At 59.1% G+C, this 21,021-nt stretch carries 19 protein-coding genes and 4 pseudogenes; 14 read left to right on the forward strand and 9 right to left on the reverse strand.

Annotation, left to right across the window (positions count from 1 at the left end; translation table 11 throughout):
• Nucleotides 1–118 precede the first annotated feature (118 nt).
• A pseudogene (locus ABIB57_RS25445) lies at nucleotides 119–338 on the forward strand (transposase); the annotation flags it as partial.
• Nucleotides 339–634: 296 nt separating this feature from the next.
• Here the strand turns inward: ABIB57_RS25445 and ABIB57_RS25450 are convergent.
• On the reverse strand, nucleotides 635–1,417 hold the full coding sequence (locus ABIB57_RS25450; protein WP_354044174.1) for a class I SAM-dependent methyltransferase: 783 nt from the start codon (nucleotides 1,415–1,417) through the stop codon (nucleotides 635–637).
• Nucleotides 1,418–1,685: 268 nt separating this feature from the next.
• Between ABIB57_RS25450 and alkB the strand changes: the two genes are divergently transcribed.
• From alkB to ABIB57_RS25465, 3 genes and pseudogenes are all read left to right on the forward strand, one after another.
• Nucleotides 1,686–2,339: a DNA oxidative demethylase AlkB gene (gene alkB, locus ABIB57_RS25455; RefSeq protein WP_354044175.1), complete on the forward strand. Its 654-nt coding sequence runs from the start codon at nucleotides 1,686–1,688 to the stop codon at nucleotides 2,337–2,339.
• Nucleotides 2,340–2,375: 36 nt separating this feature from the next.
• A pseudogene (locus tag ABIB57_RS25460) lies at nucleotides 2,376–2,741 on the forward strand (2OG-Fe(II) oxygenase); the annotation flags it as partial.
• A 641-nt stretch (nucleotides 2,742–3,382) separates the two neighbouring features.
• A complete protein-coding gene (locus ABIB57_RS25465; protein ID WP_354044177.1) occupies nucleotides 3,383–3,553 on the forward strand; it encodes a hypothetical protein in 171 nt (56 codons plus the stop codon).
• A 546-nt stretch (nucleotides 3,554–4,099) separates the two neighbouring features.
• Here ABIB57_RS25465 and ABIB57_RS25470 read toward each other — a convergent pair.
• Nucleotides 4,100–4,276 carry a hypothetical protein gene (locus ABIB57_RS25470; protein WP_354044178.1) on the reverse strand — a complete coding sequence of 59 codons (177 nt, stop codon included), beginning with the start codon at nucleotides 4,274–4,276 and terminating at the stop codon, nucleotides 4,100–4,102.
• Between the two features lie 1,063 nt (nucleotides 4,277–5,339).
• On the opposite strand from ABIB57_RS25470, the gene ABIB57_RS25475 reads away from it, so the two are divergent.
• The gene (locus tag ABIB57_RS25475; protein ID WP_354044179.1) at nucleotides 5,340–6,257 is read left to right on the forward strand and encodes an aminoglycoside phosphotransferase family protein; all 918 of its coding nucleotides are present in this window, start codon (nucleotides 5,340–5,342) and stop codon (nucleotides 6,255–6,257) included.
• 304 nt (nucleotides 6,258–6,561) lie between these two features.
• Here the strand turns inward: ABIB57_RS25475 and ABIB57_RS25480 are convergent, their stop codons facing one another.
• Both ABIB57_RS25480 and ABIB57_RS25485 read right to left on the reverse strand, forming a co-directional pair.
• Entirely contained in the window at nucleotides 6,562–7,398 is an 837-nt protein-coding gene (locus ABIB57_RS25480) for an aldo/keto reductase (protein WP_502914482.1), read from the reverse strand.
• Nucleotides 7,399–8,207: 809 nt separating this feature from the next.
• A complete protein-coding gene (locus tag ABIB57_RS25485) occupies nucleotides 8,208–9,131 on the reverse strand; it encodes an alpha/beta hydrolase fold domain-containing protein (RefSeq protein ID WP_354044181.1) in 924 nt (307 codons plus the stop codon).
• Nucleotides 9,132–9,261: 130 nt separating this feature from the next.
• Between ABIB57_RS25485 and ABIB57_RS25490 the strand changes: the two genes are divergently transcribed.
• Complete coding sequence (locus ABIB57_RS25490) at nucleotides 9,262–10,149, forward strand: LysR family transcriptional regulator (protein ID WP_354044182.1); 888 nt, start codon at nucleotides 9,262–9,264, stop codon at nucleotides 10,147–10,149.
• A 616-nt stretch (nucleotides 10,150–10,765) separates the two neighbouring features.
• Here ABIB57_RS25490 and ABIB57_RS25495 read toward each other — a convergent pair.
• Complete coding sequence (locus ABIB57_RS25495) at nucleotides 10,766–11,665, reverse strand: LysR family transcriptional regulator (RefSeq protein WP_354044183.1); 900 nt, start codon at nucleotides 11,663–11,665, stop codon at nucleotides 10,766–10,768.
• 97 nt (nucleotides 11,666–11,762) lie between these two features.
• Between ABIB57_RS25495 and ABIB57_RS25500 the strand changes: the two genes are divergently transcribed.
• Nucleotides 11,763–12,755, forward strand: a complete 993-nt coding sequence (locus tag ABIB57_RS25500; protein WP_354044185.1) for a quinone oxidoreductase family protein — start codon at nucleotides 11,763–11,765, stop codon at nucleotides 12,753–12,755.
• A 143-nt stretch (nucleotides 12,756–12,898) separates the two neighbouring features.
• Nucleotides 12,899–13,034 (forward strand): annotated as a pseudogene (locus ABIB57_RS26905) (IS30 family transposase); the annotation flags it as partial.
• 243 nt (nucleotides 13,035–13,277) lie between these two features.
• On the opposite strand, the gene ABIB57_RS25505 reads toward ABIB57_RS26905, so the two are convergent.
• On the reverse strand, nucleotides 13,278–14,207 hold the full coding sequence (locus tag ABIB57_RS25505) for a DMT family transporter (RefSeq protein ID WP_354044186.1): 930 nt from the start codon (nucleotides 14,205–14,207) through the stop codon (nucleotides 13,278–13,280).
• Nucleotides 14,208–14,295: 88 nt separating this feature from the next.
• Between ABIB57_RS25505 and ABIB57_RS25510 the strand changes: the two genes are divergently transcribed.
• Both ABIB57_RS25510 and ABIB57_RS25515 read left to right on the forward strand, forming a co-directional pair.
• Nucleotides 14,296–14,832: a MarR family winged helix-turn-helix transcriptional regulator gene (locus ABIB57_RS25510; protein ID WP_354044187.1), complete on the forward strand. Its 537-nt coding sequence runs from the start codon at nucleotides 14,296–14,298 to the stop codon at nucleotides 14,830–14,832.
• A gap of 145 nt (nucleotides 14,833–14,977) precedes the next feature.
• Nucleotides 14,978–15,682, forward strand: a pseudogene (locus ABIB57_RS25515) (NAD-dependent epimerase/dehydratase family protein); the annotation flags it as partial.
• 465 nt (nucleotides 15,683–16,147) lie between these two features.
• Here ABIB57_RS25515 and ABIB57_RS25520 read toward each other — a convergent pair.
• Both ABIB57_RS25520 and ABIB57_RS25525 read right to left on the reverse strand, forming a co-directional pair.
• Nucleotides 16,148–16,624 carry an SRPBCC family protein gene (locus ABIB57_RS25520; RefSeq protein ID WP_354044189.1) on the reverse strand — a complete coding sequence of 159 codons (477 nt, stop codon included), beginning with the start codon at nucleotides 16,622–16,624 and terminating at the stop codon, nucleotides 16,148–16,150.
• Entirely contained in the window at nucleotides 16,617–16,958 is a 342-nt protein-coding gene (locus ABIB57_RS25525) for an ArsR/SmtB family transcription factor (protein ID WP_354044190.1), read from the reverse strand. The genes ABIB57_RS25520 and ABIB57_RS25525 overlap by 8 nt, the downstream gene beginning before the upstream one ends.
• A gap of 245 nt (nucleotides 16,959–17,203) precedes the next feature.
• Here ABIB57_RS25525 and ABIB57_RS25530 point away from each other — a divergent pair, with 245 nt between their 5' ends.
• Genes ABIB57_RS25530 through ABIB57_RS25540 form a run of 3 tightly spaced genes read left to right on the forward strand, consistent with a single transcriptional unit; the run spans nucleotide 17,204 to nucleotide 18,933 of the window.
• Nucleotides 17,204–17,884, forward strand: a complete 681-nt coding sequence (locus ABIB57_RS25530) for an alpha/beta fold hydrolase (RefSeq protein WP_354044192.1) — start codon at nucleotides 17,204–17,206, stop codon at nucleotides 17,882–17,884.
• Nucleotides 17,885–17,900: 16 nt separating this feature from the next.
• Entirely contained in the window at nucleotides 17,901–18,293 is a 393-nt protein-coding gene (locus ABIB57_RS25535; RefSeq protein WP_354044193.1) for a VOC family protein, read from the forward strand.
• Nucleotides 18,294–18,345: 52 nt separating this feature from the next.
• Nucleotides 18,346–18,933 carry a dihydrofolate reductase family protein gene (locus tag ABIB57_RS25540; protein ID WP_354044194.1) on the forward strand — a complete coding sequence of 196 codons (588 nt, stop codon included), beginning with the start codon at nucleotides 18,346–18,348 and terminating at the stop codon, nucleotides 18,931–18,933.
• Between the two features lie 304 nt (nucleotides 18,934–19,237).
• Here ABIB57_RS25540 and ABIB57_RS25545 read toward each other — a convergent pair whose 3' ends face one another.
• The gene (locus ABIB57_RS25545; protein WP_354044196.1) at nucleotides 19,238–19,720 is read right to left on the reverse strand and encodes a MarR family winged helix-turn-helix transcriptional regulator; all 483 of its coding nucleotides are present in this window, start codon (nucleotides 19,718–19,720) and stop codon (nucleotides 19,238–19,240) included.
• 53 nt (nucleotides 19,721–19,773) lie between these two features.
• Between ABIB57_RS25545 and ABIB57_RS25550 the strand changes: the two genes are divergently transcribed.
• Nucleotides 19,774–21,006 carry an FAD-dependent monooxygenase gene (locus tag ABIB57_RS25550; protein ID WP_354044197.1) on the forward strand — a complete coding sequence of 411 codons (1,233 nt, stop codon included), beginning with the start codon at nucleotides 19,774–19,776 and terminating at the stop codon, nucleotides 21,004–21,006.
• The last annotated feature ends 15 nt before the right edge of the window (nucleotides 21,007–21,021 follow it).

A 21,021-nucleotide genomic window follows, 5' to 3' on the forward strand; every position in this document is an offset into this window, starting at 1 on the left:
CGCCGCCACAGCCATATTGGCGGCGTCAGTCCCGAGGCGTTTGAAAGCGCCGCGGCGTGAGGCTGGGAAATGTCTGCCAAACCGGGGGCAGTCCAGTTTTGGGAACCGGAGAGTTTTGATGGAGAGACGCAAGTTCAGCCGGGAGTTCAAGCTCGAGGCTGTCAGGCTGGTCAGGGAACGAGGGTTGCGGTGGCGTAGGCGGCCCGTGATCTGGACCTGCATCTTAACGTGTTGCGCAATGGGTGCGTGAACAGTCCGCCGATCCGCAGCAGCCCTTTCCCGGCCACGGGCAGATTAAGCCTCAGCAGCTCGAGATCGAGAAGCTGCGTCGCGAGGTTCCAAGTCGTTGCTGCCAATCACGACATGGGTAAACACGCTTCTTCTCCAAAACGGCTGGTTGCACACGTCAAAAACGAGTAGCACCGCGTAAACGCTCGAACGGACGGCCCGCGCCCTTTGGGTGTACAACTTGAATGACAGGCAAAATGCCGCACATTGACTGCGCTTTCCCGTGACCCCAGGGGAGGCAGACGGCTGATAAAGGGCGCAAGGCCGACTCCTATCCAATGCTAACTGATCCCTTAGGCGAAAATCAAGTCGCCTTCAGCAGCTCAGTAGAGCGGCGTAGGTGCACTCAGCTCTGGGTAGCCACGCGTCCCCGAACGGCGTGGGCACGACCCTCGTAAACTAACTCGCCCGAAGTGTGAGAGCCGCGAACGGTATCACGGATATTACTCAGTTGCCCGGCACTGAGCTTGGCAATGGGCTGCCCGATGCCTGGCGCGGAAATGGCCCTCTCCCAGTAGTTATCGAAAGATGGAAACACGCGCTGCGCTACAATTGTGCGGGTTGCGACCTCGACCAACCCCGCATCTGTCCAAAGTCGCTCAAGGGCGTCGAGATTCGCAACTTCGGACTGCGGTGGCAATATGGGGTCTACGCCCACGTTGCGCATGGCAACATGGACATCCTCGTACGGGAAACCGCCTCCCTCAATATCCCAGGCATAAGCGGCAACGGTGCCGCCGGGCCGAACGACGCGCCGCAGTTCCGCGACCCCTTTAGCCGGATCGGGAACGAAGAAAATGACAAGCGCCATGATGGCTACTTCAAATGCATCGGCTGGATACGGGAGCTGCAATGCGGAACCTAAGGTGAAGTTTGCCACACCCGAGCGATGGCGGCTTCGGGCAAACTCTAGCTGTGCTGGTGACGGGTCGATCGCTTCGACTGAAGTCGGCCTCGAACGCTCAGCAATTAACTCGGTGGAGGCACCATTTCCGCACCCTATGTCAGCCCACCGAGCGCCGCCCGGAACATTCAACCAATCGAGGAAGTCCGCTCCGATCAAGGCACTCCAGATGCCCATCATCGCCTCGTAGCCTTCGCCGTCGCTAAACCTCATTGTATCTGCCATGAGTGCCTCCTGTAGGCCTGGAGCTTAGCGCGATGGTAGGTTCGCCGGTAGTCAGGACCGTCGTTTTGGGACCGTAATGTCCTCTCGTTCGGCTTTCATCTTCGTGAGCGGGCACGCGCTCGTCTGGACCCTCGCGGGATATCGGATCTCGCCGCTGCCCGGCATGGTCGAAGGACTACTCACACCGCCCTCGACTCTAGCGGTCCTGAGGGGCGGCTACCGTCGATTCTGCACCACACGGATTCCCCCTCGTATACGGATGACCCCGATGACAAGTGACCTATTTCATGGATTTGAACCTCCCGCACCCCGCCGCGAGGACATGGCCGAAGGAGCCGTCCTGCTGCGCGGGAAAGCGCTTGAGACCGAAGACGAGCTTCTCGGGGCCTTGGCGGCCATTGAGGAAAAGGCGCCATTTCGCCACATGGTCACCCCCGGCGGCTTCGTAATGTCGGTGGCGATGACCAATTGTGGAGAAGCCGGCTGGGTGACCGATTTGAGCGGTTATCGTTACGACCGCACTGATCCACTGAGTGGAAGGTGCTGGCCGCCGATGCCGGCACCTTTCATGTCTCTTGCGGTCGAAGCGGCAACGGAAGCCGGCTATCCCGACTTCCGCCCCGATGCCTGCCTCATCAATCGCTATGAACCGGGTGCTCGTCTGTCGTTGCACCAGGATAAGAACGAGCGCGACTTCGCCAACCCGATCGTCTCCGTGTCGCTCGGCCTTCCCGCGATTTTTCAGTTCGGCGGCCTCAAGCGCACGGACCCGGTCAGAAAGTATGCTCTGCACCACGGGGACGTTGCCGTCTGGGGCGGCCCTTCCAGGCTCTTTTATCATGGAATTCCCGCCTTGAAGGAGGGCGTGCATCCCAAAGCCGGAGCCGCACGGATAAACCTGACTTTCCGAGGAGCTCTCTGAGCCTGGATCGATACTTTGTCGGTTTGAAAGCAATAACCCGAGTGCCAAACCGTCGCCAACGAGTGGAATGACCCGATGGGTATCGAGCAAGATATCCTGATCGCCACGCAGAATTTCAGAACCAGTGTCACGAGGCAGGCCGAATCCGTCCGACGCCGCTCTTGCTCAAGTACGTGCCGGGCGACTTTAATTGCCTGCATCAGGACCTCTATGGCGAACTTTCATTTCCGTTGCAGGTAGCCGTTCTACTCTCGGCCCCTGGTGAGGACTTCACCGGCGGCGAGTTCGTACTGACTGAGCAACGCCCCAGGATGCGGAGCCGGGATGAGGTCGTTCCCCTCAAGCAAGGCGACGCGGTCGCATTCGCTGTCCACAATCCCCGTCAAAGGCAGCAAGGGTAACCGATTTTCGCCGCTGTCGAGATCATCAACCTTTACAGCGCTGCGCACGATGTCGGAGGGAACAGCCGTGGATTTTCCTAGTCTTTCTGCGCTGCCCCCCTGGGCCATCGCCGCCTTCGTCATCGCGCTTGCTGTCATCTTCGCCTTCGATCGCTTTGGCGCTCGGAAAGGCCCGCGTCTGCGGTCGCGCCGACGGGAGCTGCGCAGGTCGCAGCCGTCATCATGGACTCAACGGCCCTGAACCACGCCACGGCCGCCGTAGAGGGGTGACGATGGCGGTGACAAGAAGCAACGTCATCGCACGCCAGCACGCGCTGGCCACCGATCGTTGGCCGAACAGGTCGAGCATTTGGGTGAGGGCCTGGATCGCCTGCGCGGTGAGGTCATCCGGTCGGCGGCGAAGAGCTAGAGCGGAAGGGCCATTGCCACCCACCATTTGTCGGCCTACCCATTGGCGACTCGGCGGGGGCAAAACTTCGTCGGGTCCCCTCCAAAGAACAGCCCGCTTTCTGCTCGAAGGCGAGCCCGGCCCCTAACCGCTCAAGCGGTTGGGGGCTCTTTTTTTGCGTTTGTGGATGTGATCCTTGTTCTAATTCTGTTCACGGTGCTAGAACCGGGCTCCCTTTGCCAGAGGAACCCGTCATGAACATCGCCATCAAGCCCGTCGCTGCGAACCAAATCCGTGCCATGGCGGAACGCTATCCCGATCTCAGTGCCAATGAGTTGGCAAAGAAGGGTGCGTGGACTTATGGACAGGTCACGTCAGCGTTGAGCAAGAGACGGCCCGACAAGCCGAAGTCGCGGGCGAGCTAGGTGGGCAATGAAACCGCCGGCACGGCTCAAATGGCGCAAAGTAGGATGGCCGGTTCAAGCCGACCCCGGCTGGCTGGAACCTAGCGGGGCGCTATGCGGCGATCTGGAAATCCGGTTCCGGCATCGCCACCGACGTCACACCGCACCGGCCTTATGAACACTGGGCCTTGCGTGAACTGAGGGGTAGTTTTCCAGAAGCGGCTTTGCGGAGACCAAGCAACTTGCAGCCGATCGGGCGACCGAAGAGTGGTGGAGGGCCATAGACACGGAACCCCGCGCGACGTCGATTTAGAAGCTGCGATGATCGCGGCGCGGGTCCTGGTCCGACCGATCGCTAATAGCCTTCTGGGTAAGGACGTGAAGTTCCTGCGGACGTCCTGTGGAACCTCAACAATATCTATGGTGAAGAGATCAACCGTGGCAACTGCCCGAAGCCGGCGCTGGTGGTCGTCGCTCGGCTTTCCAAGAGCTGTTTCGGCGTCGGGAAGCCGGTGAATATAAAGAGCGTGTGCCGATGGTTCCCCCAAACATGCGCCGGCGCCGGCGTTAGTTCGGCGCTGGCTGGCCGGTCGGGACGAAGTCCGCCGGCTCGACCATCAGGAACTCCGCTAGCCCGCTTACCAGGCTGGCCGCGCCTATGCGATTGAGCGTGACTAGTAGTGGGCCGTCTTTGGTTTCCATCCGCAAAACGCCTTGGAGCGGCAAAATGCTGGTGACGGTCATCGTCGTAGTTTCCAGCGAAGCGGGTAGGGGCTCATCAAGTGGAAAAGCTGTAGGTTCGTCGACCATCGCATCCTCACAACGGGTTGATTATCCGCATAGTTGTACCGTGCCCCACGCGGCATTCCGTCGTCGATACCGATCCGTAAAAGTGCTGACATTAAGGTGAATGCGAGGTTCTGCTGGCGTTCATGTGAGGTGTGCCCCAGTAATTGCCGGAGCCCAGTTCCATCTGGGAACGACCACCAGGGAAGCGGCACCCCGCCGCACGGTGTAACGCTTCCCTGCGTCGTCCTCCCCGCCCGAGAGATGCAGACTATAAAACCCCAGCCATTCCGCTAGTCGGGGCTCGAGTCGTATGCAGTGACCATGTCGTTCTCGTGCTGGACGGACACCCGTGCCGCGCGGCCGCCCGTGAACTCGCCGCCGTAACGGCGCTGTCGATGGCGACCTGCCGGCTGACATAGGGTCCCGTGCGTTGGCCGTCGACCAGAACCCACCAGCGCTTCTGGCGTTCGAAGACGAGGTATTCCGCCTTTGTCACTACAGCCTCCTGTTACCGGCGAGGTCGAACCCGCTAGAAAAAGGATAGTTGCTTAAATTTTTTCGGAGCCGCAGCAGCTGGCGGAGTTCCCTCCCAAGAACTCCGCCAGCCGGCGATGGTCCATCTAGTCCCGGACGGAACCCCTTTTCAAATCACTTTGCGGGACTGCCTCGGCCGCGGCATCGGCTCCTGGCCGGTCACCGCCGTATTGGTCCAGAATTTCGCGGGCTACTTGGACTCTCAGGCAGTGCTTCCGGGCGAACATAAACCGCTCATATGGCTGCCCGCCGGTTTGCCGACCGGCCGCTTCCGGCCCCCATTGCCGCCGATCCGGTCAACTTGGCCAGGTCCCGAAAGCAGACCTTACGGCTAGTGGCTATCCAACCTCGATATCGCGACCAAATTGTTTGCGACCTTTGGCGAAAGCCTACCGCGGGCCATAAGTTGAGCTATTTGCTCTGATGTGATTCAGAGCGGGGTCATTGAGCCCAGTGGAAAGCAATCGATGCGTGGGACGGTTGAATGAAGGGCATGCCGCAACAGATCAATGCCAAGCTCGTCCAGGCATTGCTGCATGAGCAGCACCCAGACTTGGCCGAGTTGCCAATCACCTTTGGTGCTTTCGGCTGGGACAATCAGATGTGGCGCCTCGGTGAAGATCTTGCTGTGCGACTTCCGTGGTCAACCGAGGGCGCCGACGAGCTACTTCTCAAGGAGTATGTAGTCCTTCCAGCCATGGCGTTGCGCCTCCCGCTCCCCATACCTGTTCCGGAGCGGCTGGGAAGCCCAAGCGTTTTGTTTCCTCGCACTTGGATCGTGACAAGCTGGGTCCATGGTGAACCTGCCGACCGGGCACCTGTGACGCGGGGCATCGAAGCTGCTGCCATGCTGGCCGCTTTTCTTGCCGCCCTCCATCAGGCTGCACCTGGCGATGCACCTATCAGCAGGGACCGGCGAGGCGGATCACTGGCAGCTATTCAAGAAGGCTTTTTGCGTTCCCTGCAGGAGGCGGTTGACCGCCAACTAATCCCCGACGCCGACGAAGTTCGTAGAGTCTGGGATGATGCGGTCGCCGCTCCTGCCTGGGCAGGACCACTCGTTTGGCTGCATGCGGATCTGCACCCAGCGAATGTCCTAACGAAAGAGGGCAACTTTTGCGGGATTATCGACTTCGGAGATATGTGTGCCGGTGACCCATCTTGTGATCTGAGTGCCGCGTGGCTGTTGCTGCCAGATGGCATGATGGATCATTTCCATGCGCGATACGCGCCAGCGCTCGACGCGGCCACTATACGCCGCGCTCGGGGTTGGGCACTCAGCAAGGCCCTAGTTTGTCTAGTTATCGGCGACAATGGCGTACAAGGTAAGCCGGGTGGGAAAGCTACATGGGGACCGCCTGGAAAAGCCGCAATACAGAGGCTCATTAGGTCTCAGATTTGAACCGGGGCCCGCCCAAAGGCCCTCCAGACAGCAACCATCTGTGGACGCCCCGTAAGACGCAAGCGGTATTTTGAAGGATTGCACGTGGTCGGATGCTGCCATCTGTCCGGCCTCTGATGCACCACCAGAGGCTGCGGGCCCGTAGGGGAGTTCGCGGACCCCGATCCATATCACCCACAGCGTGCTCAAAGCACAGTGGATTGCCCTAGTTTCCGACCCCGTCTCGCCGACTGTTGCGCCAAGCTGGCGGCGCACCTACTGGTGGTGAGGTGCTCAACGCCAACCTTGACGTTGCGGTCTGCTGCTAACCATTAAGCTCGTTGGGATGAGGCAAGGTCTTTCCGTCGGGGCTGTCGAGGCCAGCAATTTCCGACATGTCTTCCTCCGTCAGGGCGAAGTTCCAGACATCGAGGTTCTCAACTGCGCGTTCGGGTTTGCTCGATTTCGGCAAGACGACGAGATCTAGCTGAAGGTGCCATCGAACGATGACCTGCGCCGGTGACTTCCCGTGACGCTTGGCTATTCGGTCGATGATCGCGTCCTGCAGTAGCGCAGTGCCCTGTCCCCCAAGCGGGCTGTAGCTTTCCGTCACGATTCCGTGCTGTTTGTGCCAGTCACGACTTGCACCCTGTTGAAAGCGTGGGTGGAGCTCGATCTGGTTGACCGCAGGGGTAACGCCTGTCTCCCCGATGATGCGCTCCAAGTGCTCGGGCAGGAAATTCGATACGCCGATTGAACGGATACGGCCCTGCTGCTGCAGTTCGATGAACGCCTTCCAGGTTTCGACATATTTGCCGCGGGCCGGCGCTGGCCAATGGACGAGAAACAAGTCGAGTTGATCGAGCTCGAGCTTCTTAATGGTTTGATCGAAAGCGCGAAGGGCGCTGTCATAGCCCTGCAAGCTCGTTTGCAGTTTCGACGTTATCCAGATGTCGCGCCGGCGTATCTTGGCGAGCTTAACGCCTTTACCGACCCCTGCTTCATTTTGATATGCTTGGGCGGTATCGATGTGGCGATATCCTGCATCGATCGCTTCGCTGACCAGTCGCGGCGCTTCGCCGTCCGCAAGGCGCCAGACGCCGAGACCGACGCGGGGAATGGCGTTGCCATCGTTGAGGGCGATATGGGATGTCAATGTCACAGAAATCTCCTTGGCGCGTAACCCTCAACGAACATCGAGACGATTGGCTGCCACGCGGTCTCACCAAGCCGGCGCCGATCGGCTTATTCTCGACTGCTACACGCGTTGTGTCCATTGCGAGGGAGAGACTTATGTTTGGCTTCCGAAACAAGCGAGCGGAGGCAACGGATGAAGCCGCCTCATATCTGAGGTCAATGTTCGGTGGACTGCTCTAGATCAGGGAGGAGGGCCTGCCGGATCAGGTGTTCAGTGACCCTTACGTTGCAGGGTTTCTTCAAGTTCCAACAACCCACGCAGTTGCCACCGTTTATCCGTGGCGAATGCCAGACGCCACCACGATCAGCAAAATATTGGAAGACATCGGTTGGTGCCCGCGTGCGGAGCAACTGTCCGCAGAACTATCGAACAATATAGTGTTCCAACCCATATTCAGGACGCGAAGTATCTAGACGGTCGCCGTGACGGGTCTGAGCACATTCGGACCCTGCTCACCACTGACGACATCGTGCGGAACGCGCCATATCAATCATTCCAAAACTACGTGAGGAGACACCTTCTCTCAGCTTCTCCTTCGGCCCGATGGGCTGCTCGAAGCGGAACACGACGGCAGCATTTGGGGAATACCCTCGGCTGGCTAAATGGCCGAATGGGGCGCTAACGCTCCTGCCTGGACAAGTGATGCTGGTGCGTGGGCTGCGCAGGTCGCCGATTTAGCATACTGAGCTGATGCCGGTTTTGAGGACACCGAGTTAAGGTGTTTTTGGAACTGGAGCTTTGCCGCGGCCGGACCCGCCCCGGCATCAACCCTTTCATCTCTGTCTGGCACGAGGCCAAAGCGTCGTCAGAAACGCTGCAACTCGGTCCAGCGCGGCTTTTGCGCTGGGCAGTTCGTCCACCGAACGCTGGAACACGTGGTGCAAATCATCATAGATTTCTAACTTCACCAATCCGCCTTTGGCTGCGGCGCGCTCGGCATACCGCCGCGCATCGTCTAGCAGCAATTCGTCCGATCCAACCTGGATCAGCAATGGCGGGAGTTCGACTGGAATGGAATAGAGCGGGGAAGCTCGGCCATCGCGCGGATCGGCTCCGGCCAGATGAAGCGATGCGGCTGTTGCCAAAATTTCCGGCTGAAAGATTGGGTCGTGGGTTTCGGGATTAGAGAATGACGAACCGGCAAGTGCAAGATCGATCCAAGGTGAAAAGGTGACCACGCCGGCGACGCGATCCGCCTGTGTTTTGGCGAGCAGCGACAGCACGAGCCCCCCACCCGCAGAATCGCCGATCAGCGCCACCCGCCCTGCCTGCTGGTTCAGTAGCCAGTGATAGGCGGCCTCGACTCCATCCTGCGCGGCTGGAAACGGTTGCTCAGGCGCTAAAGGATAATCGGGCACAAAGGCGGCGACACCGGCCCTCACCACGATCTGGCTGGCAAGGCCGCGATAGGCCGATGCCGTACCCAACATATAGGCGCCCCCATGGACGAAGAGGATTGCCCGGTTAGCCAGGGCGATTTGTGGCCGAACCCACCAGCCGCGGACGCCATCGCGATCCACCTGCTGAACCGTCACGCCATCAGCGATTGGCGTCTGCGCGATCAGTGCGTCATAGGCTTCGCGCTGCGAGCCGGCAAAGCTGGCAAAGTGCGCACCGCTCGCGGCCAGCACCGCCTCTTCGGCCGCACGCTCGCTGGCGTCCAATGCATAGTGAAACGTGAATTCGGCATTGGTCACTTGGGGTGAAACATTGGGACTCATCGGTATTCTCCATCATGGTACGAACTAACTATCCATTCCATTTTGCCTTTTAAATGTGGCTCACTAGACTATTATCTATTCCATAATGGAAGTTTTGGAGAACGAGATGGACCGCGTTGATGCCATGCGCCTTTTTACTCGTGCAGTTGACATGGGCAGCTTTGCCGCCGCTGCACGCGATGCAGGCATTGGACAGCCGGCCGTAAGCAAGCAAATTGCCGGGCTCGAGCAGCATTTTGGCGCCCAGTTGATAAGACGGACGTCGCGCAGCATGGCGCTGACCGAAGCGGGTTTGCGCTTCTATGAAGCCGCGCTTCGCCTTATCGATGAATTCGATTCCCTCGAAGCCTCCATCAACTCCCAACAAGCTTCGCCTGTTGGTGTTGTCCGCCTCAGTACCGCGCCCGTCTTCGGCCGGTTGCGCATCGTGCCGCACCTGCCAGCGCTATTTGTCAGGTATCCCCGCATTGTCGTCGAAATTTCAGCGTCTGAGCGGCCGGTCAACCTGATTGAAGAAGGGCTCGATCTAGCGATCCGCGTAGGCGAGGTAGCCGATTCAACGATGACGGTGCGAAAACTCGGCAAGGCACCATTCGTTACCGTTGCCACCCCGGATTATCTGCGCACCCATGGCACTCCGACGACCGTGGCTGACCTTACCGACCATGTTTGCATAACTTTCATCAGCCGCGGTGAAATCCGGGCATGGGCGTTTGCAGACGCGACAGGCCCGATCCTACACCACCCCAATGGCAATTTCCGCAGCGCCGATGCCGAACAGATCCTCGCGGCCGTAGTGGCTGGTATCGGTGTTGCCCATGGTCCGGAATATATGTTCGCCGACGACATCGCGGTCGGCCGGCTGAACGTCTTTCTGGCGAACCTTCAACCGCCGCCCCTCGCCATCAGCGCCATCCACCCCGCCGGGCGCTTGCTCTCCGCCCGTGTGCGAGTCCTGATCGATTATCTGGCGGATATTTTGCGCGAGCCATAAAGGGGGCCGGAGAGCAAAAGATACCGCCGCTATCTGGCGGCGGCGTCGCGAGAAGATGGCTTTTGGGGCGGCCCGAGCGTAGGCGCTATCATCCGGCGCCAGACTGGCGAACAGCTCAGGCAGATTGAACGCCGCATCGTCGCATCCAGACCGAGAGCATCGTCCGCATCGCGGCACCCCTCGGCCGACCGCGCCGCTTCGCCATCCCTGGTATCCGTTCCCTGGGTCTTCCCCCTCACCGCCACCGCGCTTATCATCGACATGCACGAACTCGGATCACTCGAATACGGGCAGGCGGCTTCACTGGCAGCCCGGCTCAAATTTCGAGGCAGTCCGAAAGCTGAACCGGTCGCGCCTTCGTTGCGGCGGGCGCTGGAGTCCGCCAAGCGCTCAGTCGCTAAATGCGTTCGCAACCGCCTCGCAGGACGGGCTTGCTGCCAGGATCGCAGCGCTCATCAAGATTCGCGCCTCACGGATCAACGGCTGCTCAAAGTGCCCACGCGGAAACCATCATGGTGATGCCGAACATGCCGCCGATGCACTGAACCATTGAGTAACTAACGCCTGCAGGACCGCGTCTGACCTAAGTATCACGACTGGCAAATTCTTGGAGTATTCAGTTCAACAAGGCTTCGGGCAACTCCTTTGCAAGGAGATCCACGGTCATCTTCAGCTTGGCGCTGGGGTGATCCGTCGATTTCCTCAGCAGGTAGGTATCGATGGTAAACGGAATTTGGTCAGGGAGCACCGATATAAGCGCGCCTTCAGCAAGGGCAGGAGCCAGCAACCATTGCGGCAGCCAAGCTATTCCCAATCCGTCGCAGGCCGCGTCAACGAGACATTCGATGTCGTCAGACATGAAGCTCGTGGGCGGATCAACCTGAATGAGGTCGCCGGCGACTGGAAAGAACCATCTCCTAGGCCTGCGATCGCGGGAGTAGCGGACGGTCCTGTGGTTGCTAAGATCCTTTAGGTTGGCCGGTTGGCCTGCGCTGGCGAGATAACCAGGTGAAGCCACCAGGATTAGACTTTGGCGTGCGATGACACGGGCGATCAAGCTGGATTCATTGCCTGTCAAAGGGCCATTCCGTACGGCGATATCGACACCAGAAATAACCAGATCTTCTGGGTCGTCTGACAATCTTAGCTCTATCGTGAGTTCCGGGTGGGTACGCGCGAGATCTCTCAGAATAGGTGCGACGCATCGACGGCCCAAGGCCAGCGGTGCGGAAATGTGCAGAGGTCCGGAGAACATTTCGGCTTTGTCACTGACCCGATCCAGGGCATCGATACCTGCAATGACCGATCTGGCCCGTGCGAGAACGTCCAGCCCCACATCGGTTAGTGCTTGGCGCCGTGTCGTGCGCACCAACAACGACGCATTAAGCCATACCTCTAGTGCGCGGATGTGATTGCCGACCATTGCGGGAGAGAGTCCTGTGTCTCGCGCCGCCGCAGCAAGGCTGCCGAGGTCCGCGACGCGTACGAAGACCGTCAGGGCCTTGAGCTTATCCATTAGACAGTTATCCTGATTTATGTACGCACGAATGGCGGACTAAAAGTGTTCTATCGCAGCGGCTACCCTCCAAGAAGGAAATTCGAAGGAGACTTAAGTGAAAGCCATCGTGATTAGAGAGTTCGGCGACGCCAGCAAGCTATTGCTCGACGATCTGCCGATCCCCAACCCGGCCGCAGGTGAGATCAGTATCGAAGTGGCATATGCGGGTGTCGGCTTCGTCGATACGCTCGTTCGAGCTGGCAAGTTTGATTTTGCCACCCTGCCGCTCATTCCGGGAATTGAGGTGTCAGGCTATGTACGAGCCTTGGGCGACGGCGTCTCCGGTTTCGTGGCCGGTCAACGGGTTGCCGCCCTGCTCACCGATTTTTCCACGGGAGGAATGGCCGGATACGCCGAAGTGGTGAACGCTAAGGCCGCGTTGTCAGTGGCGCTGGGACCTGAGGACGATTTGGCCACGGTCGCAGGGATAATCGCAAACGGTGCCACGGCCTTTATGGCAATGGAAGGAATGACGAATGGAGCAAGCATCGCGATCAGCGGCGCCTCAGGGGGACTTGGGCAAGCGCTTATCGCTGCAGCAGTAGCGGCTGGAGCGAGGGAAATTATTGCTTTTTCCAGCAACAGGGCACGTTACGGCGCTTTGCGGGCGGCGGGAGCAACAGAGGTCGTGACTGGCCTGGACTTTATTCGGAATGACCTCGACGCAGCATTCGATTGCGTCGGAGGGGCTTTCCGCTCCTTGTTGCTCGGTAGCGTTAAACCCGGCGGGCGATTGCTGCTGCTGGGCAACGCAAGCGGCGAAGATACGGCACTTTCAGGGGATCGGATCTGGCTGAGTTCTGTGCATGTAGAGGGCCTTTCAACGGGCGGACTTTCACACCTGACACCTGGTAGGATTGCCACGGCAGCTGGCGCAGCTCTGCGGGCTGCTAGGAGCAGACCCCGCGCTTTCCAAGTTCTAGAACTGTGCGACGCCGCCACAGCCCATCAACTGCTGGAGGATCGCGAGGGCCCAGGAAAATTCATACTGAGGGTGGGCGGCCAAAGGTCCGAACCCGCCACCAACGCCACAAATCTCGAACGGTAGCGAGCCGCCACGTTTGGGCCGGAGGCGAACGACCGCTTTCTAATCGGACCGTCTAGTAGCGGATGGCGCGCTTCCAGCCAAGAAACTGCCATTTGGTCTATGTCCGCTTCTCAGTGACATACTCCCAATAGCGGACAGAAAGGAGAGCAACAAACTTCTCTCTAGTCTCGCAGGAGCAACTCGACGCTGTCGCTTTGCGGCTCAACCAGAGACCGCGAAAAATCCCTGGACTTCGAAACGCCCACCAATAGGTTACAGAGGGTTGCAGTGACCGGTTGAACCTACCGCCTGATCTCGGTCGTTTAGCCTCCGTAAGCGTGATCTGATAAATCGGCCCAGTCGCCGTCCAATTGGCATTCGTGCTGTGGAATCATGAAGGTTGCGACAGATCGTGGCACTTTGCGCCGATCGAGAAATCGCCACGGGGGCAGCTTAGCTGGCCGATCTTTTGGAAACCGGCTCCCTCTTTCCTGACCGCCGTCGTGGAAATGGCGACGCCCGGCCTTTAGCGCGAGTGACCGGCTAGACCTTCCGCTGCACTAGTTGCTGACCCAGCGTGACGCAGGCGACACCGACGGCGAGCAGGATCGCGGCAGGAATGATGGCGGGCGGCAGGATTTCTCCAAACCAAATGACGGCTAGCGGGGCGCCAAAAATGGCAGAGACCGAGCCGATTTGGCTGAAATAGATGGTCCCTGCGTAAAGCTGCAGCACAAAATACATGATGTACAGCGCCGTCATCATGGCAATCTGAACGGCGAGCGACAAAGCCGCATACCCATTTGCGCCCCGTGGGATTAGGCTCGTGTGGTCAAACACAGCTAGGAACAGCCCGAGCCACAGCGCAGCACCGCCGAGCATCAAGGGGGCTAGTTGTAGCGCGGTGGCGCCAGTAGGCCAGGCGCGGGCGCGGAACAGGTTGGCGCAGGCAACTATGACGGGTACCAGGAGCGGCAGGAAGACCCAGACCGGTTCGGCGGTGGCGAGATCGAGCTTTGACCAGCCCAGAATGATGACGCCGGCCATGCCGACCAGCACGCCCAAGGCGCGCAGCCAATGGAAGCGCTCGAGTTTGAGCCCAACGGCCATGATGTAGGTTATAATGGGTGGCAATGCCCCCACCAGCGTGACGAAGCCCGTGCCAACATGCGGGATGGCGACAAACAGCAGGCCGAACGGCGCAGCAACCGTCAGCAGGCCCGCAACAAGCCCATAACGCAGATGGGCGGGGCGGATCTGAGGCATTTGCCCAGCGAGTGTGGCCACGATCCAAAGCATCACGGCGGTTAGGGTTGCCGCAACGAAAAGAAAAACGAGCGGCGTGAACCCCTGCGCATAGGCATACTTAGGCACGGCGAGAGTAAGAGTGAGCAGCCCGGCGGTAAGCGCGAGCAATAGCGCTGAAAACAAGGCGCGTGAAGGCGCGCTAGCGACGACTGAGGTATCGGCCATGCTTGGCATCCTGGAGACGTGAGACTACAAAGATCCATCTATCTTGACGCAAACTATCTTAATGTCAAGATTCTTAACGGAGAGATATATGGCGTTCATGAACCGAGCGGCGCAGGCGGCCCAAATGTGGCATCGGGAATGGCCGGAACTCGAAGCCGAAGGCATGGCGCTGGTTGGTCAATTGAGCGAGGTCGTTCACCTGGGCGCAACGCATCACGCGACGCCAATGCTGGCCCAGCTCGGGATCAAGACTGGAGAGTTCGACGTCCTTGCGACGCTGCGCCGATCGGGTCGGCCCTATGCGCTGACGCCCACCGATCTCTATGCGGCGACGATGGTGTCTTCGGGGGGGATGACAGCGCGCATCGACCGGCTGGCGGCGCTGGGATTGGTCGTACGGCAGCCCAATCCGCAGGATCGCCGCGGCACGCTGGTTAGCCTCACAGAAAAAGGGCTGGGCACCGTAAACCTGATGATGCCGCAACACGCCGCCAACAAGATGCGGCTGGTATCTGGACTATCGCCCGCCGACCGCAAGACGCTGGCGGAACTGCTTGCGAAGTTGATTTGCACCGTGGATCCGGCATCGCCGGATTATATCGGGGGACCGCTCGAGCCGCCCTAGTCGGCAAAATAAGCGCAGGATCGGCCAGTCAACACTTTGTCTCGAGTCCACAGTGTCGCGAGAAGCACCGCATCCGGCGTCAAGAACCTCAACAGGCGCCACGGTAGATAGGTAGAAATATGATTCAGAAAATGTTCTTGTAACGGGCGCATCTGGAAGAATAGGCACTGCTTTTCGCCTCTTGGCATCGGATCGGTTTAGTTTGCGGTTATCGGATCGCGACATATCCGGTCTAGAGGGTGTCACGGGGGCCGACACTCTTTCCTTGGACGTGAGCGATTTGGAGGCTTGCCGAGCCGCTTGCTGCGGGATCGACACCGTTCTCCATCTGGCGGCCGATCCTTCGCCGGATGCGGATTTCTATGACTCGCTGCTCGAAACCAACATCAAGGGCACCTTCAACATTTTTCGTGCTGCTTCGGATGCCGGTTGTCGGCGCGTAGTGCTCGCTAGTAGTGCACAAACCGTTGAAGCTTATCCGACAGACCAGCAGATATCAGTGCGCGACCCAATTATGCCCAAGAACCTCTATGGCGTCACAAAGTGTTTCGGCGAGGCTCTTGGATCGTACTTTGCAACTCAGGAAAATATGTCAGTCATCGCGGTGCGCATCGCCAACTTTACTGAGCTATTGCGTGGAGAAAACTACTCGGTCCGCGACGTTAGTGCTTTTCTCAGTCATCGGGACGCAGTCCAGTTGCTGACCAGGGCGATAGATGTTGAGGTGGTATCATATGCAATCGTAAACGGCGTTTCTAATAATCGATATAAGCGGCTGAGGTTGGACGAAAGCCGGGACTTGTTGGGATTTGTCCCCGAGGACGACGCTTTTGAAATCCTCGGCATTTAGAGAACAGACTTGGTCGGAAATCGAATGAAGCTGCGAAAGTCCCGCGCTTTAGCAATGCGACACTCTTCCTAGTGCTCTTAACTCAAAACGCCCACTATCCTGACCCGGCGTGGCCTTCCTCGACGCACGACATGGTAGAGCTCGGAAATTTCAAGCAAATGGATTTGGACGAAGTTGGGCAGCACCTTCCGGATTCTGGACGTTGGTGCCGTGCCCGCCGGCCCGGTCTGAGGATAAGGCCCCTCTGGCATTAAGTTCACGCGCCGCCATCACTCTGATGCAGTTGACGATCGCGGCGAGCCTCTGTCGTACCGGGCACAGAAGTAGCACAGTGTCGTTGATAGCGGAGGAAGCTCAACGCAATAGCGCCGCTCGATGCCACGTATAGAATGGCGCCGTTGCCGCGCGCAAATTCGACGTTAGATGCACAACCAGATCAGTAGACCAACCATCAGCGGCCCTGACCTAGGGAGTGCCCGCGTTCGCGAGAATATCTGCCAGACCCCGCAAGCCTTGCATCATTCCATCCGCCATCCCGAGCCGTTCCATCAGTTGCCGCTCTGCCACGGTTTCGAATTGCGTGCGCAAGTCGACCCGGGTACCGCCGTCGACCTCGGCGAAGACGACAGTGTGAATCGCGTCATGACGTTGCAAGCCGCTCCATTCAGGCAGGTCTGCGACTGGAACGTCGGAGAATTTCAACACCCGCGGCGCTTCAACTGCGAGGTAAATGCCCCCGCTATGAAAGACGCGACCCGACCTGGCCCGCATGGTGATGGACCAATGGCCACCAACGCGCAATTCGATGGTGCAATCAACCACTACCGAGCCCGCGACGCCCCACCAGGTGGAGAGTAGCTCCGGTTCGGTCCAGTAGGCAAACACGAGCGAGACGGGATGTGGATAGGGGTAACTCATGGACATGATTTTGGAGTCAGACATCGTTGCTGCCACGACCCTGGTTCTTGGATAGTTGACGATCTAGATTGCCAAGGCGCTCGAGCCACAGCAGGCGATATCTGTCCAGCCAGTCGTCAACAGCCCGCAGCGGTGCGAACTGGATGAGACTTGGCCGGCGCTGAGCGTCACGCCCCCTAGTGACCAGACCGGCGGCCTCCAGGACGGCGATGTGTTTGGAGATGGCCTGGGTCGACATATGGAAAGGCTCGGCCAGTTCCCCCACATTCGCTTCTCCCGTTGAGAGCCGTTCAAGGAGCGCACGACGGGTCGGGTCAGCAAGAGCAAAGAAAACTAGCGAGAGCGGGTCGTCATGCATTCACATTCTCTCACGGATTTTCGGCAAAATAGCTTCTACACAGCGGCTTGACTACGCAAGTGAAAAACCAATAGGTTGCGCAACCAGTTAGTTTAGCAATTGCGAGGTTGCTCATGATAGAACATGGCGGGCAAGCGGAATCCAGTGACGGCTGCGTAATTAGCTATTCTGAATCAGGCAACGGGCCCACGGTGATCTTGGTGGATGGCGCAATGTGCTGTCGAAGCCTGGGGCCAAGCGAGGGGATGAGCCGCGTGCTGGCCGCCGAAGGTTTTCGCGTCGTCCGTTACGACCGGCGCGGTCGTGGCAAAAGCGGTGATAAACCGCATTCAACTATTCAGCAGGAGGTGATGGATATCGCCGCTCTGGCTCGACAGGCGGATGGTCCAGTCAGTCTTTGGGGGATGTCGTCTGGTGGCATCCTGTCGCTCATGGCAGCGGCCCAACTCCCTAAAATCCGCCGTGTGGCGACTTACGAAGTACCGGTTCTGTTTGATCGCTCCCATGCCTCCATGGCCAAGGACTGGGATCAGATCGCGTCATGCGTTGAACGCGCTGATTTAAGCGGTGCCGTGGCCTCCTTTCTGGCCATGGTCGGCATGCCGGCACCCATCAGAACCGTATTGAGGATACTGCCCCTATGGGGCAAGCTTTGCGCGATCGCTCCGACCTTGCGTCACGACCGCGACTTAGCCGCTCCCTTCCTCACAGCGTCAGAAGATTCGCTGCGGCTCTTGCCGCGCGTAGCGTGCGAGCTCCTGGTTACAGCCGGGAATCGAAGCCCCGACTGGCTCGTCTCGAACAACCGTCGACTGGCGGGGCAATATTCCCAGGCGCAGTACGTATTAATCGACCGTGACGACCACATGGTACGGCCTAAACACCATCGCAACGTCCTCAGCAATTTTTTTGGAGAACCATCGTGAAGCTTGACCACATCATTTGAAGGTCTCCAACCAAGATGATGCTTTGGCATTTTACACATCCATAATCGGCCTGCAGGTGTGTGAGGACGTGGAAATGGGACAATTCCGTTGGCTCACCCTCATCAGCGCCGACGACGGAGTGAAGCTGCTCATTGAGCCTGCTTTTCCACTGCCCACTGCCCGTGCGCAGGCGGCACTGTATGACAGTAACTTCCCCGCTCTCATCCTGACCAGCGAAGACATTGAGGCCGATGTCGGCCGCCTTGAATCCAACAGGGTTCAACTGCTCGGCCCGATCGCCGACTTTCCGGGTGGTCGTACCGTGTTCTTTGATGACGGGCTCGGCAATGTCGTGAACTTGACGCAGCGGATCTTACGGCACGGCGGAACTTCGCAGAAACTGTACTGAACACTGGGCGCGGCTGTGCGACCTTTGTCATACCACTGACGGTAGGGACCCTATGAAAAAGCTCGTTCTTCAAATGCAGATGTCAGTCGATGGCTTTGTTGGCGATGCTGGCCAGCGGAGTTGGCAAATCTGGAATTGGGGCACGGGCTGTTTATGGGACGCGGAGCTCAAGCGTGATTTCAACGCGGTTATCGCATCGGTCGACACGATCCTCCTCAGCCGGAAAATGGTCGAGGAAGGATACCTTTCCCATTGGGCCAACGCCGCGAAAAACTTCCCTCTGAACGACTTCTACGCTTTTGCGCAGCGGATTACGGATGTTGGCAAGGTGGTGTTGACCAGCAAGCTCGAAACGTCGATCTGGGACAGGACGGTCCTCGCAAAGGGAGAGATTTCAACCGAAGTCAACGCGTTGAAGCGCGGCAAAGGCGGCGACATCGTAACCTTTGGTGGTGCTGGTTTGGCCTCTTCGCTGATCGCCGCGGGCTTGGTAGACGAGTACCAGTTCTTCATCAATCCCGCTGCGTTGGGCAATGGTGAAAGGATTTTTGCCGAAGCCGGTTTTTGCAACTTGAGTTTGCTAGGCTCAAAGTCCTACAGCTGCGGCATTATGGTCAACCGATACGCGCCGGCACGCTAGATTTGTTGCCCTATTCAGCCCAACAAAATCACTGTTGCCTGGCTCTGAATCGCCACTGTGGCTTTGGGCCCGGTCATCTACCACGACTAGTGAAGCAGGTTTCGCAGTCGCCCGTCAGAACTAATTTTTTGTTCCGGTGCTAATCATCTCGGTCTCCAGTCGCCGCGGCGTTTTTACGTGAGACAGACGTGCCTGGGCCAATGGTCAACGGGCGATAGGACGCCTCGATTTTCGCCGTTGGCTCCTGCCTTTTCGATCCTCCACCCCATCATTTCAACATCCAACATTAAGGTCGCCTATGCGGCTAGTCCTGTTGTTCGCTGTTATGTATCGCCAACAAATTGGCTACCGCCTGTTCCTGGATCGCCATGGCGTCGCTGAGCACCTTATCGACCATGCCCAGTTCGGCCATTGAATACTTTTCTAGCATCTTGGCGCCGGCTGCGCCCAGCGGCAGGTAGACCTGCGCGGTCAATTCATGGGCGGATTCGGCGGCCTCCACCATAACCTTGCGCCGGTCGGTTGGATCGGCTTTGCGCCGCACGTAGCCGCGCTTTTCCAACCGGTCCACCAGGGTAGTCACGGCCGCGGGCGTCAGCCGGATTTCGCGCGCGATTGCGCTGGCGGTCTGCGGTCCCGGCCACAAAAAGCTAAGGCATAGCCGCTCGGATGCCGAGAGCCCGTAGATATGGCCCACCAGTTCATCGAACTTCTGCGTCGCGTCCTGCCAGCGCATCACCGTGCGACCCAGCGTTTCGATCAAGGCGGCCTTGTCTTCGCTTGACATAATTAGTTCGTCCATCTAATTATTAAATAATCTAATCATAAGGTGTTCGTACAATGTCTCCTATCCCTTTCGTCGCCACAAGCGAAAATATCGCCCCCTGGCGCATTGCCATCTGCGGCGCCGGCATTGGCGGACTGGTGCTGGCCATTCAGTTGCGCCAGGCCGGGCTCGACCCCGTCGTTTTCGAGCGCCGCAATGAAGCGCAACTGCGCAGCGAAGGCGTCTTCCTGACGTTGGCGCCGAACGGCGTCAACGCCCTACGCGCGCTTGGCCTGGCCGATGCGGTGGTCGAGGCGGGTCTGCTGACGCGCGGCATCGCCATGTTCAACGAGCGTGGCAAAAAGCTGGGCCTGATCGATTATCGCACCCACAAAGCCCGCTTTGGCGCGCCCTCGGTAACCATCGGGCGCGGGGTATTGCTGGGCCTGCTGCTCGATGCCGCACGGCAGGCCGGCGCGGATCTCCGCCTGGAGCAGGACATTGACGGCATCGCGGAGGGCTCCGACGGGGTCGGCCTGCGCAGCGGGGGCGCCCTGATGAGCTTCGACATGGCGATCGGCTGCGATGGCCTGCGCTCGAGCGTGCGTCGCTTAATCTTTCCGGAGCTGCCGCAGCCGGTCTATTCCGGGCTGATCGGCACCGGTGGCATGGTTGAAGCCCCAGGCGTTGCCAGCACCGATGGCATCATGAACATGACTTTTGGCAAACGCGCCTTTTTCGGTTACCTGCGCCTGCCGGGTGCTCCGGTGATGTGGTTCAATACCTATCCGGCGCTCGAAGGCGCAGTGGGAGCAGTCGCCAGTCCCGCCGCCTATGCCCGCCAAATCGCTGCCATGCACCGCGACGACCCGTTGGACAATGCCGCGATCATGTCCGGCGTCACCGCCATCGACCGCCAATACGCGGTTTATGACATGCCCGAGTTGCCGCGCTGGCACAGCGGGCGCGTGCTGCTGATGGGCGATGCCGCCCATGCCGTGGCGCCGCATTCCGGCCAGGGCGCGTCGATGGCAATCGAGGACGGCCTGGTGCTGGCGGCCTGCCTCGCAGCACCAGGCAAGATTGCAGCGGCATTCGAGCGTTTCGTCGGGCTGCGAAAACAGCGCGTGCAGACGGCCATCCGGATCGGCCGCGCCGCCGGCTCACAGAAGCATGCGCAAAGCTGGCTGCAGTTGCGCATCCGCGACCTGCTGCTGCCGCTGTTCATCCCGATGGGCGTCAAGGCGCAGGAGCGCATGTTCGGTTTCCGCGCCGACCTCAACCCATTGGCGCAACCCGCACAGTGAACCCCATGAAAGAGA

The sequence above is a fragment of the Devosia sp. UYZn731 genome (genome assembly GCF_040546795.1).
GTDB lineage: Bacteria > Pseudomonadota > Alphaproteobacteria > Rhizobiales > Devosiaceae > Devosia.

Excerpts from the sequence above, each read along its gene's own strand:
- ABIB57_RS25450 (WP_354044174.1), bottom strand. The coding sequence starts at position 1,417 with ATGGCAGATACAATGAGGTTTAGCGACGGCGAAGGCTACGAGGCGATG.
- ABIB57_RS25550 (WP_354044197.1), top strand. The coding sequence starts at position 19,774 with ATGTCTCCTATCCCTTTCGTCGCCACAAGCGAAAATATCGCCCCCTGG.
- ABIB57_RS25465 (WP_354044177.1), top strand. The coding sequence starts at position 3,383 with ATGAACATCGCCATCAAGCCCGTCGCTGCGAACCAAATCCGTGCCATG.
- ABIB57_RS25490 (WP_354044182.1), top strand. The coding sequence starts at position 9,262 with ATGGACCGCGTTGATGCCATGCGCCTTTTTACTCGTGCAGTTGACATG.
- ABIB57_RS25545 (WP_354044196.1), bottom strand. The coding sequence starts at position 19,720 with ATGTCAAGCGAAGACAAGGCCGCCTTGATCGAAACGCTGGGTCGCACG.
- alkB (WP_354044175.1), top strand. The coding sequence starts at position 1,686 with ATGACAAGTGACCTATTTCATGGATTTGAACCTCCCGCACCCCGCCGC.
- ABIB57_RS25475 (WP_354044179.1), top strand. The coding sequence starts at position 5,340 with ATGAAGGGCATGCCGCAACAGATCAATGCCAAGCTCGTCCAGGCATTG.
- ABIB57_RS25510 (WP_354044187.1), top strand. The coding sequence starts at position 14,296 with ATGGCGTTCATGAACCGAGCGGCGCAGGCGGCCCAAATGTGGCATCGG.
- ABIB57_RS25530 (WP_354044192.1), top strand. The coding sequence starts at position 17,204 with ATGAGCCGCGTGCTGGCCGCCGAAGGTTTTCGCGTCGTCCGTTACGAC.
- ABIB57_RS25495 (WP_354044183.1), bottom strand. The coding sequence starts at position 11,665 with ATGGATAAGCTCAAGGCCCTGACGGTCTTCGTACGCGTCGCGGACCTC.
- ABIB57_RS25525 (WP_354044190.1), bottom strand. The coding sequence starts at position 16,958 with ATGCATGACGACCCGCTCTCGCTAGTTTTCTTTGCTCTTGCTGACCCG.
- ABIB57_RS25505 (WP_354044186.1), bottom strand. The coding sequence starts at position 14,207 with ATGGCCGATACCTCAGTCGTCGCTAGCGCGCCTTCACGCGCCTTGTTT.
- ABIB57_RS25540 (WP_354044194.1), top strand. The coding sequence starts at position 18,346 with ATGAAAAAGCTCGTTCTTCAAATGCAGATGTCAGTCGATGGCTTTGTT.
- ABIB57_RS25470 (WP_354044178.1), bottom strand. The coding sequence starts at position 4,276 with ATGACCGTCACCAGCATTTTGCCGCTCCAAGGCGTTTTGCGGATGGAA.
- ABIB57_RS25520 (WP_354044189.1), bottom strand. The coding sequence starts at position 16,624 with ATGTCTGACTCCAAAATCATGTCCATGAGTTACCCCTATCCACATCCC.